The organism is uncultured Leifsonia sp. (assembly GCF_945957465.1).
GTDB lineage: Bacteria > Actinomycetota > Actinomycetes > Actinomycetales > Microbacteriaceae > Leifsonia.
Genome location: NZ_CAMFLC010000083.1, coordinates 1 through 10,001, shown reverse-complemented (window position 1 = coordinate 10,001; position 10,001 = coordinate 1). Strand labels below are relative to the sequence as shown.

The 10,001-nt window shown below is 62.9% G+C and carries 8 protein-coding genes and 2 pseudogenes; 6 read left to right on the top strand and 4 right to left on the bottom strand.

Annotated features, from left to right (window positions below; all coding sequences use genetic code 11):
• Positions 1-47: 47 nt before the first annotated feature.
• Positions 48-1,061 (top strand): annotated as a pseudogene (locus Q0Q23_RS19190) (conjugal transfer protein); the annotation flags it as partial.
• Between the two features lie 21 nt (positions 1,062-1,082).
• Here Q0Q23_RS19190 and Q0Q23_RS19185 read toward each other — a convergent pair.
• The 3 genes from Q0Q23_RS19185 to Q0Q23_RS19175 form a co-directional block, all read right to left on the bottom strand.
• The gene (locus Q0Q23_RS19185; protein WP_007926549.1) at positions 1,083-1,922 is read right to left on the bottom strand and encodes a helix-turn-helix domain-containing protein; all 840 of its coding nucleotides are present in this window, start codon (positions 1,920-1,922) and stop codon (positions 1,083-1,085) included.
• 143 nt (positions 1,923-2,065) lie between these two features.
• A complete protein-coding gene (locus Q0Q23_RS19180; protein WP_128277088.1) occupies positions 2,066-3,229 on the bottom strand; it encodes a Cmx/CmrA family chloramphenicol efflux MFS transporter in 1,164 nt (387 codons plus the stop codon).
• A 254-nt stretch (positions 3,230-3,483) separates the two neighbouring features.
• The gene (locus tag Q0Q23_RS19175) at positions 3,484-4,488 is read right to left on the bottom strand and encodes a DNA-processing protein DprA (RefSeq protein ID WP_007926555.1); all 1,005 of its coding nucleotides are present in this window, start codon (positions 4,486-4,488) and stop codon (positions 3,484-3,486) included.
• Positions 4,489-4,715: 227 nt separating this feature from the next.
• Between Q0Q23_RS19175 and Q0Q23_RS19170 the strand changes: the two genes are divergently transcribed.
• The 5 genes from Q0Q23_RS19170 (at position 4,716) to Q0Q23_RS20005 (ending at position 9,361) form a co-directional block, all read left to right on the top strand.
• Entirely contained in the window at positions 4,716-5,078 is a 363-nt protein-coding gene (locus tag Q0Q23_RS19170) for a hypothetical protein (protein WP_007926557.1), read from the top strand.
• A 111-nt stretch (positions 5,079-5,189) separates the two neighbouring features.
• Positions 5,190-6,275 (top strand): DUF262 domain-containing protein, encoded by a 1,086-nt coding sequence (locus Q0Q23_RS19165; RefSeq protein ID WP_007926559.1) that lies wholly within the window; start codon positions 5,190-5,192, stop codon positions 6,273-6,275.
• A complete protein-coding gene (locus Q0Q23_RS19160) occupies positions 6,262-7,014 on the top strand; it encodes an MAE_28990/MAE_18760 family HEPN-like nuclease (RefSeq protein ID WP_083853677.1) in 753 nt (250 codons plus the stop codon). Before Q0Q23_RS19165 ends, Q0Q23_RS19160 begins: the two co-directional genes overlap by 14 nt.
• The gene (locus Q0Q23_RS19155) at positions 7,014-8,141 is read left to right on the top strand and encodes a DNA cytosine methyltransferase (protein ID WP_007926561.1); all 1,128 of its coding nucleotides are present in this window, start codon (positions 7,014-7,016) and stop codon (positions 8,139-8,141) included. Before Q0Q23_RS19160 ends, Q0Q23_RS19155 begins: the two co-directional genes overlap by 1 nt.
• 533 nt (positions 8,142-8,674) lie before the next feature.
• Entirely contained in the window at positions 8,675-9,361 is a 687-nt protein-coding gene (locus Q0Q23_RS20005; protein WP_363316272.1) for a sce7726 family protein, read from the top strand.
• Here the strand turns inward: Q0Q23_RS20005 and Q0Q23_RS19145 are convergent.
• Positions 9,264-9,911: pseudogene (locus Q0Q23_RS19145) on the bottom strand (hypothetical protein); the annotation flags it as partial. The gene Q0Q23_RS20005 and the pseudogene Q0Q23_RS19145 overlap by 98 nt on opposite strands.
• Positions 9,912-10,001: the final 90 nt, after the last annotated feature.

Sequence of the window (10,001 nt, the reverse complement as noted above, 5' to 3'; positions counted from 1 at the left end):
ACAACCGCGCACACGCGCACGATCACAGGTGAGTGCGTTTAGGGCACCTCGGCTATGCGATCACCGCGCACCGTGCCCAAGGCGTGACCACCGACACCGCGCACGCGGTCGTCACCGCCACCACGACGCGGGAGAACTGCTACGTCTCCATGACCCGCGGCGCCACCAACAACCACGCCTACGTCGCCGTCGACCGTGAGGACGCCGAGCACGCGGTGCCGCGTCCCGGCGACAACCCGAACGTCACCGCCCGCTCGATCCTCTACGGCGTGTTGCAGCACATCGGCGCGGAGCTGTCGGCGCACGAGACGATCGCCGCCGAGCAAGACCGCTGGGGCTCGATCGCGCAGCTCGCAGCCGAGTACGACACGATCGCGCAAGCCGCGCAGCACGACCGCTGGGCCACCTTCCTGCAAGCCTCCGGCCTCACTGTCGAGCAGGTCGAAGACGTGCTCGCCTCCGACGCCTACGGTGCTCTGTCGGCCGAGCTGCGCCACGCCGAGGCCAACCACCACGACCTCGACGTGCTGCTGCCCAAGCTGGTGGCCGCGCGGGGCCTGCGCGATGCCGACGACATCGCCTCCGTCCTTCACGCCCGCGTCGCTCGTGCCACCGTCCGGCCTGCCGGATCGGGACGCACACGCAAGCCCCCGCGGTTGATCGTCGGGCTCATCCCGCACGCCGGCGGGCAGATGGCCGAGGACATGCGCCAAGCCCTGGACGAGCGCCGCGAGCTGATCGAGGCCCGCGCCGACGCCATACTCCGTACCGCGCTCACCGAGAAGGAACCGTGGACGGCCAGCCTCGGCCAGGCACCGAAGGACAAGAAGCAGCAGGCGGCATGGTGGCGCGCCGCCCGCACCATCGCCGCATACCGAGACCGCTACGGCATCACCGACGACCGCACCCCGTTCGGCCCCGACCCGGAGAGCACCAGCCAGAAGATTGACGCGATCCGCGCCCGCGCCGCCCTGAACCGCGCCCGCGCCGCCACGATCGAGGGCACCACGACGGAGCAGATACGGCCTGTGGCTGTCGGGCGGCGGACGCCGAGTCTGTGAATGAGCACCTGTGGCCGCACGTCACCCGACTACCAATCGAGCAGACTTAGCATGTTCGATGCTCCGGTACTGATTTGGCGTGACGCCGATACCGCGGCGAAACTGTCGCGCAGCGAAGTCTGAATCACGCCAGCCGACTTCGCGAGCAATAGCGGAAAGTGGCCGGTCGGTAGTGCGGAGAAGATGAGCCATCCGTTCTGTGCGGAGCATTGTTAGGTAAGCGATGGGCGACTTGCCGTACGCTTCCACAAACACCCGCCCCATCTGCGACTTAGACAAATGGACTTCATCGGCAAGGTCCGACACCGACCAACGGCGCTCAATGTCCGCGCGCAGCAGTTCCGCGGCTCTCCGCGCCTCCATGCGCAGCGGGGTGAACCGGCGATGCCGAGGCAACGTGGGCCACGTTGTCGCTTGCTGCGTTGAGGATGTTCGGATCGGAGAGGTCTTGATGAAGGGGGCGATGACGTGCGTGATCGAGAACCAGAGCGCCTGCATTCGGTAGAAGTTCTCCACTGGCCGGCCTTCGATACTTAGCGCGACCAGTTCGTCCAGCCACGGCGTTAACGACTCCGCCCGATCCTCGCCGAGTCGAAGAATCTGGGCGGGCTCAACATAGGTGGCGGCGTAAAAAACCTGCGCATCGAGACGATCTTGCAGCATCCCGACGTACTGCCAGAACACTTGATCGACCACATAGTCGGTGTCGGCATAGATTGTCGTCATCGTGATACGGCCTTCGGGCTCACCACCGCACAGCGTGTTCGGACCGAGCAGGATCACGTCACCGGCATTGACTAGTTGCTTCCCGAACTCACCGACCAAGACCGCGCCGCCGTCACGGACGATCGTTATGGTCACACAGTCATAGGCCGACGGTACGACGGCAGCACGGAGCACTCTGGTTCGAGCAATGACCGGCTCGAACCAGAGTGCTCCACTGCGACGGGGAGACATCACGCTGTCGAATCCCAGTGATGCGTGTCGTCCGACGACCCACCGTCCTAGTTGACACGCTCCCGATGCGCCCTCGTGCGGTACCACCACAGAAGCAGAGCGAGGCCGACGAATATGGCACTGGTCAGAGCGATGCCGCGTGTTCCGGCGAGGTTGAGGGCGAGACCGCCAGCAATGGGGCCGATGATCGCCCCGATGTTGAGTGCCGCAGTAGAGAACGACCCAGACATCGTTGGGGCTGCTTCCGCCTCGGCCATGATCCGGGCGATCAGCGCGCTGCCGACGGTGAAGGAAAGAGCGCCTTGTGTGAAGGCTAGAACCCACAGCAGAGCGGGGCTCGTCGGTGCCAGGGCGAGAGTCGCCCAGCCGACAAGCAGGAGCGGACTCGCTATCGCGATCAGCGGGCGCCAGTGACGGTCTCCGAGCTGGCCGGCCAAGGTGACACCAGCAAAGGCGCCGATGCCGAACAATGCCAGGAGCGCCGGCACCGCCCGGTCACCGATGCCACCCGGTCCAGCGGCGATCACAGCCAAGTAGGTGAACGTGCAGAACGTCGCTCCGTTGACCAAGATCGCCAGGACCACGACGACTTGTAGCGGGCGCCGACGCAAGACCGAGAGCTCTGCACCCAACGTTGTCGGTGCGGTGGCTACTGCAGTCGGGTCAGGCCGGGTCGGCGTCGCCGTGACCACCGCGATAAGTGCGGGTACGCAGATGATAGCGATGGCCCACAGGGTCGTGCGCCATCCCAATGCCTCACCGACAAGAGCCCCGAGAGGAACACCGGCGATCAGCGCGAGCGTGGTGCCAGCGAGGATCACAGCCAGGGCGCGTGCGCGCCGGTGGGCGGGAACGATCTGGCCGACCGTCGACAAAGCGACGGCAAGGAACCCGGCGTTCGCCAACGCAGCGACAAACCGGGTCAGGATGAGAATGACGAACGACCCAGTGACGGCACCGACGACATGTGCGACCACGAAGACGGCGAGGAACCCGGTCATGGTCCACCGCGGCGATAGCCTCCGGCCGCTAGCGGCCATCACCGGCGCGCCGATGACCATTCCGACCGCGAACGCGGAGGTCAGGAGACCGGCCTGACTCAGTGAGACGCCAAGCTCGGTGGCGATAGCCGGTAGCAGGCCAGCCAAGACGAACTCGGAAGTTCCTTGAGCGAAGACGGCGAGGGCAAGTAGATACAGCAAGAAGGGCATGAGAGTGCTTTCCGAAACATGAGACGAATACGGGTGCGAAAGGCACGGCCGGTGTTTCGGATGCACGGGCTCAACGGACGCGACGACTCAGGGCGCGCGTGCGACGAGGCTGGTGGGGAAGAACGTCAGCATCCAGGGCTACCGGCGTGCCGGCAGCCCTGCTCTGTCTGACTCAGGTGACCCCATAGCCCCAAGACTATCTCAGAAGCAGAGCGGAGCACCCGCGCGGCGTTCTCGGCGCGGGCACCTCGAACTCAGAGAGAGCGTCCGGGCGTGCTCCGTGACGGCCGCCGGTGCCCGAACTCGCGTCCGATCTCGGGTCGGGTCATGGCCCGACCTGGGCTCGGGTCGGCGTCGAGAAGGTCGATCACGTCGCTGGGCTGCGTGACGAGCGAGGCGAATCCTTGCTTGATGAGTACGTTCGGTCCGGCGCTCGCGACGCTGGTCAGCGGACCAGGCACGGCGCCGACGCCCCGGCCGAGGTCGCGTGCGTCGATGACCGTGGTCATCGACCCGGATCGAGGCCCGGCCTCGGGGATCACGGTCGCACCCGACAGTGCCGCCAACAGGCGACTACGGGCGAGGAACCTGTGCTTTGTCGGCGCAGAGCCGGGTGGCAGTTCGCTGACCAGCAGCCCGATATCCCCGATCCGGTTCAGCAGCTCGGAATGTCCGGCCAGGTAGGGACGATCCAGCCCACCGGCCAGGACCGCGATCGTCTGACCGCCCGCGGCCAGCGCGCTCTTGTGCGCGGCCCCTTCGATCCCGTAAGCGCCACCGGCGACGATGACCCGTTCCTCATCGGCCAGGCCCATCGCCAGCTCGCCCGTGACGTGCTCGCCGTATTGGGTTGAGGCACGAGAGCCGGTGATCGTGGCTCGATCGCTCAGTGGCGTCATCAGGAACGAGACCGCCCCGCGCATCCACAGCAGGTACGGAGCACGATCGCCCAAGTCGTTCAGGCCGGCGGGCCACTCCTTGTCGGCAGGAATGAGCGTGCCGAACCCGTGCCGCTCCGCCTGCGCCAGTTGATCCAGCAGGCCGGGCGTGATCCGTTCGGTAAGCCGCTCGCGCCACATCAGCGCCTCGGCGCGAGCGAGACAGGGCACGTCGTCGTCGGCCTGGATCAGGCGCAGCGTCTCGACGCCGCCGTGATGGGCGAGGACAATGCCGGTGGCTGGGTCGTTCGGCTCGGCGATCATCGACAGCACGGCTCGCGCCTGCCGCTCGTCCTGTACCTGCTCGGCCATCGTCGCCATGATCGGTGTCCTCTCGCTCCAAGGTCACCGACGAGGTACACGCTCTTGCGCTCAGCGAGGGGTTCCCTCCGTCACACGTCAGTCGTAGACTGTGAGATGAGGCAGGTTCAGCAAACTACGCGGGTCCTTCGGGACGGCCCCTCGCGGGCACTCGGTTCATAGCCGCCTCCACGACGGAACACGTCGCGCTATGACGAGGAAAGAGGCCCGCAATGATTCGCCAATCCATGAACCTGAGCGAACGAGGCTACGGCGTCTTCCAGTACGCGCCCACGAACCTGCTGCTCGGCGCCATCCGCTACCGCCGTCGAGGCTTGAAGTGGGGCATCCCCGCCATGCTGCTCCTGGGCGGCGGTTACTACTACGCCACAGCGATCTGCCACACGATCATCCTGCGGGAAGGCCCCGGTCCTCTCTACCTGCTGGTCCTGCTGTTCGCGTGGAACGCCCTCAAGTTCTTCTGGATCGGGCCGGTCAGCCTCGTCCAGCTCGTGCTCGTCCAAGCACAGGAACGGAGGGTCCGACGAGTCGCCGACGTGGGGGAGGGCGAGGGCAGCCGACAGATGTCGGAGGCACCCGGCATCCTGTGACGTGGGCTTGGGGTTCGCCCGCCTGTCGTCGCGGTGGCAAGGGCAGCGCCCCGGTAGCCTAGAGGCAAGGCCTACCTGTCGGAGGTGAAGCAAGCAGAAGGAGGAGGTGCGATGGTGGCGCGGTCCAAGGATCGACCGACTGCGGAGCAGATCGAGCTTGCCGAAGCGCAGATCGTTGAGCAGTCCAAACGAATCGACTTCTTCCTCACGGAGTATTCCGTCGAGCTGCTGGCCCAGAAGGTCCGCGACGGCGAATATGTCGTGCCCGCGTATCAGCGCGAGTTCACCTGGGAGGAGCGTCGTAAGTCTCGGTTCATTGAGTCATTGATTATGGGTCTTCCGATTCCGTTCATCTTCTTCTGGGAGATGCCGGACGGGCGGCTGGAAATCGTTGACGGCTCGCAGAGACTGCGCACTATCGAAGAGTTCATTTACGGCGGATTCCAGCTTGGCGAACTTGATCCTCTGACACATCTGTCGGGATTCCGTTTCGATGACCTCCCCGAGTCGAGGCAGCGAAAGATCAAGAACCGATCAGTTCGCGGCATCGTTCTGAATGAGCATGCCGATGAGGCGGCGCGGCTCGACATGTTTGAGCGCATCAACACGGGCAGCAAGATCGCCAACAATGCAGAGATTCGTCGTGGCGCTCTCGCTGGGCCGTTCCTGGACGTTGTAACTGAACTTGCTAACGTGCCGCTCCTTGCCCAGCTCGCGCCGATGCCAGCGAAGGCCAAGAGAGAGCGTGGCTACGAGGAACTCGTCACGCGACTCTTCGCTTACGGAGACGGTCTTGACGGCTATCGAGACCGGCCTTCCGACTTCCTCTTCACTTACTCAAAGAAGATGAATCAAGAGTTCGCTTCAAACCCGGACCTGGCGGACGCATATCGCCAGCGGTTCAATGCTGTTCTTGATTTTGTGTCACGCAATTTCCCGTTCGGATTCCGTAAAGCCGAGAAGAGCACGGCCACGCCGCGGACGCGATTCGAGTCGATTGCTATCGGCGTTGACCGGGCACTGGCTGAGATGCCGGAGCTTGCCGACCGCCCGGCCGACCAGATTGATGTCGCCTCCTGGATTGGTCTGCCGGAGTTCCAGAAGATCACGAGTTCGGACGGTGCGAATGCGATCGCTCGCCTTCGCGGACGTATTGATTTCGTGAAGCACAAGCTGGTGGGGCATGGCGACGATTGATCTTGCTCCGTTTTTTGAGGAGAGGTACGAAGAAATAGAGGCGTACCTCTCTTTTCTGCAGAACGTCGAGGATGCCGCCCGCGAGGGCACACCCCGCCTGCGTGGAACCGACGCTCCGATCACCACTGAGCAGAAGAAGATTCTCAACTCAAGTCTCTACCTACAGCTCTACAACCTCGTAGAAGCCACCGTGCTCCGATGCTTGGAAGCGGTTGTCGCCGCCGTCGAGGAAGCGGAACGGCGTCCGAGCGAGCTAAGCATTGGTCTCCGAACTGAGTGGGTGCGTTCGATCGCGCGCACTCATAGCGATCTGGGGCCGGACAAACGTCTGCAAGCGGCACTTGATCTGTGCGAGCAGTTGTTGCAGCAGATGCCTGTCAAAGGGTTCAAGATCGAACCTGGTGGGGGCGGAAACTGGGACGACTCTTCGATTGAGAAGATATGTGAACGAGTTGGCTGTGGCCTGACGCTCTCACCTGATGTCCTCGAAGCGGCAAAGCGTCACATTCGAGATGACATGGGCGCCCTCAAACTAGTTAAGAACCGTCGCAACGGACTTGCTCATGGGTCGCTGTCATTCGTTGACTGCAGCGATGGCGTGACGGTAGCGGAGCTCAAGGTCCTCGCTACTGCGGTCGGAGACTATCTGAGAGAAGCAGTTGGATGTTTCGTGAGCTTTATCCAGGTCGAGATTGCGAAGAGCAAAGAGCAGATGGAGACGGAAGGAGTGGTCGCTTGATGAGTGAGGGCGAGAACGCTCCGACGATTCGTGCCGTCGATCTGTTCTGCGGAGTTGGCGGCCTGACATACGGCCTCGTCCAGGCAGGTATCGAAGTTGTTGCGGGCATCGATATCGACCCGGCGTGCAAGTATCCCTACGAGGCCAATAACAAGGCCAAGTTCATTGAACGTGATGTCAATGAACTTTCGGCGTCTGACGTTGCAGCCATGATTGGCGGTGCCGACATCAGCATGATCGCTGGATGCGCCCCATGCCAGCCGTTTTCAACGTACAGCCGGTCGGGCAGGAGCAAGAAGCGCGGAGACGACTGGCAACTTGTTGAGACGTTCGGCAAGCTCGTGAAGGAAGTCCAGCCCGATCTGGTCACGATGGAGAATGTTCCTCAGTTACTCGACCATCCCGTCTTCGATCAGTTCTTGGAGAACTTGGATGGCTATTCAGTTGAGTGGTCTGTCGTTCAAGCGGTCCGGGTGGGCATCCCGCAGACACGCAAGCGCCTGGTTCTCATCGCCTCCAAGCTGGGCGCTGACGGCCTCACGCTGGCGCAAGACACCGAGCGTGTGAGGACCGTGCGGGAGGCCATCGGTCGCCTCCGTCCGATCGAGGCTGGTGAGTCAGACCCGAAAGACCGTCTGCATGTCGCGTCACGATTGAGTAAAACCAACCTTGAACGGATACGCCACTCGAAGCCGGGCGGTACATGGCGCGACTGGCCCGATGCGCTCCAGGCCGCCTGTCATCGGAAGAGCACGGGCGCCACGTATCCGAGTGTGTATGGCCGGATGTCGTGGGACGACGCGAGTCCGACGATCACTACCCAGTGCTTCGGGTACGGGAACGGGCGGTTCGGTCACCCCGAGCAGGATCGGGCCATCTCCTTGCGGGAAGCTGCGATCTTGCAGACCTTCCCACCCAAGTACAAGTTCGTACCTCCGGGCGAGCCCGTCCGCTTCAGCGTGCTGGGACGCCTCATCGGCAACGCCGTACCAGTGCGCCTCGGCGAGGTTGTTGGCCAGACGATCGTCGCGCACGCTTCGCGGTTCCGGCCGCCGGAGAGCCGAGTTGGGGCTGAGCGAGGGACGCCAGGACAAGAGCCACGCGGCGATCATCTCGCTCGGTCGTAGGGGGACCAGAAGGGGACCAGAAGGGGACCAGAATCATGCAAACCATGCATCCCGTGACGTGTTCTGCATGATCTGACCCCGGAATCACGCGGAATCCGGCTTGGTCGGAGCCGTTTGGACGCCTGGGGGTCAAGGGGTCGCAGGTTCAAATCCTGTCAGCCCGACGTTCTGAAAAAAGCCGGTGGGCACGTGGTCGCAAAGCGACCTTCGTGCCCACCGGCTTTTTTCAGAACTCGCTGCTGACTAATGGGGTCCCCGCCCGCGCGGGGCCCCGGGCGCCGACCCGAGCGCAGCGAGGGCCGGCGTCTGGGGGAGCGGGTGGGGCGCAGCCTCGTGACGGGCGTGGGATCGCTCAAACAGGGGCGAGCCGAGCGCTTCGATGCAATCTTGGATGAGCTCGCTCGGCGCGAGAACATCGTTGGTCGCGTCTATTGAACAAAGCGATTAGGCCCTAGAGCGTTCTAGGTCCGCGACGACTCGCCCGGGATTTACCTAGTGTGCGCGGGGCGGTGTGCGCATTTATCATCAAGGCTATGAATCCGGTGACTGAGCGCGAGATCCGCAGTCTTGTCCGCTCAATAGTGGCACCTGAACCGCGCCCGCTAGGCACCAAATTGGTCGAGGAGTTTGTGATTGGTGACGCTGGCCGAATCGACATAGCGTTGATCGGGGACCACCTTGCTGGCTTCGAGTTGAAGAGCGATTTCGATAGTCTCGCTCGCCTGCCAAGACAGATGGAGGTTTACGGCGGCGTCTTCGACTTCTGCACTTTGGTAGTTACCGACCGACATTTGGCGCGCGCGCGTGCAATCCTTCGGCCCGGATGGGGACTCGCCGTTGTGCGCCGGAACAAAGATGTCCCGGACAGCCTGGAATACAAACAATTCCGAACGCCGCGTCCAATCAGGACAGTGCACAAGGAGGCACTTGTGTCTTTGTTGTGGCGCGACGAACTTGTCCGTGCCCTGGATCGACTTCACGCGGCAGATGGTTTTCGCTCCAAGCAACGGGATGTCTTGGAAAAACGACTGTGCTCCGTCTCAGACCTGGCGCAGCTAAAGTCGATAGTTACAGACTTTCTCACGGCTCGCCAAGGGTGGCGAGACGTTCAAGCACAACATGTATATGACGAGAAATCCCGGCGCGCAGGTGTGTCGTCGGGTTTCCTGGCCCGGAGGCTCCAGTCGCAACGTCAGCAATTTGCTGGTCGCCTGGGCTAAATGCCGCTCCAGAAAAATACGCCGCGCCGACTACATCTTTAGCGAGTTGACGAAACTGAGGGCCGGGGCCCTTGCGTTCCGCCGCTCTGTGGATGATCCATTCCGCCCCTGACGCGTACCGGATGTTTGGAATTGGTGTAAACGGAACACTGTCGTAGTTGGGGCTGCCAAGCGTGTAGTCGCTGAAGACAATTGAACGCTCGGTTAAGCGTCTCGTCGCGAGGAACGCGGTTGCATCGGAGCGAGGCACTGCGCGCACAGACGAAACCGGAACAACCGCCGACAGCGGCGTCGGAAATGCGGAGAACGCTACGACCACATTGCGCCAACGCTCGATGTCGACGATTCTCCCGATGCACTGACCCGCAACTGCCGCCTGAACGGGGACGGCCCCTTCTAGGAGGCCAGCGTCTATAACGAGATCGACAGATTCGGGGTCGAGTCCGAGTTGTTCAAGGGTTGTCTGGACATCTGCATTCGTGTCGATTGCATCGTCCAGGATGTCCTCGACATCCAGGCGCAGCACGACCCCTCGGGCGTCGTGCTCGACGACGGTACGAACGGCACCAAGGAGATAGGGCCCTTCTGTCCCGCGTCAAGTAGTTGGCAGGGTTTCTTCGATTTCGAAGTTGGGGATGGT

Coding starts and splice junctions, on each gene's coding strand:
- Q0Q23_RS19180 (WP_128277088.1), bottom strand. CDS start 3,229: ATGCCCTTCTTGCTGTATCTACTTGCCCTCGCCGTCTTCGCTCAAGGA.
- Q0Q23_RS19175 (WP_007926555.1), bottom strand. CDS start 4,488: ATGGCGACGATGGCCGAGCAGGTACAGGACGAGCGGCAGGCGCGAGCC.
- Q0Q23_RS19170 (WP_007926557.1), top strand. CDS start 4,716: ATGAACCTGAGCGAACGAGGCTACGGCGTCTTCCAGTACGCGCCCACG.
- Q0Q23_RS19165 (WP_007926559.1), top strand. CDS start 5,190: ATGGTGGCGCGGTCCAAGGATCGACCGACTGCGGAGCAGATCGAGCTT.
- Q0Q23_RS19160 (WP_083853677.1), top strand. CDS start 6,262: ATGGCGACGATTGATCTTGCTCCGTTTTTTGAGGAGAGGTACGAAGAA.
- Q0Q23_RS19155 (WP_007926561.1), top strand. CDS start 7,014: ATGAGTGAGGGCGAGAACGCTCCGACGATTCGTGCCGTCGATCTGTTC.
- Q0Q23_RS20005 (WP_363316272.1), top strand. CDS start 8,675: ATGAATCCGGTGACTGAGCGCGAGATCCGCAGTCTTGTCCGCTCAATA.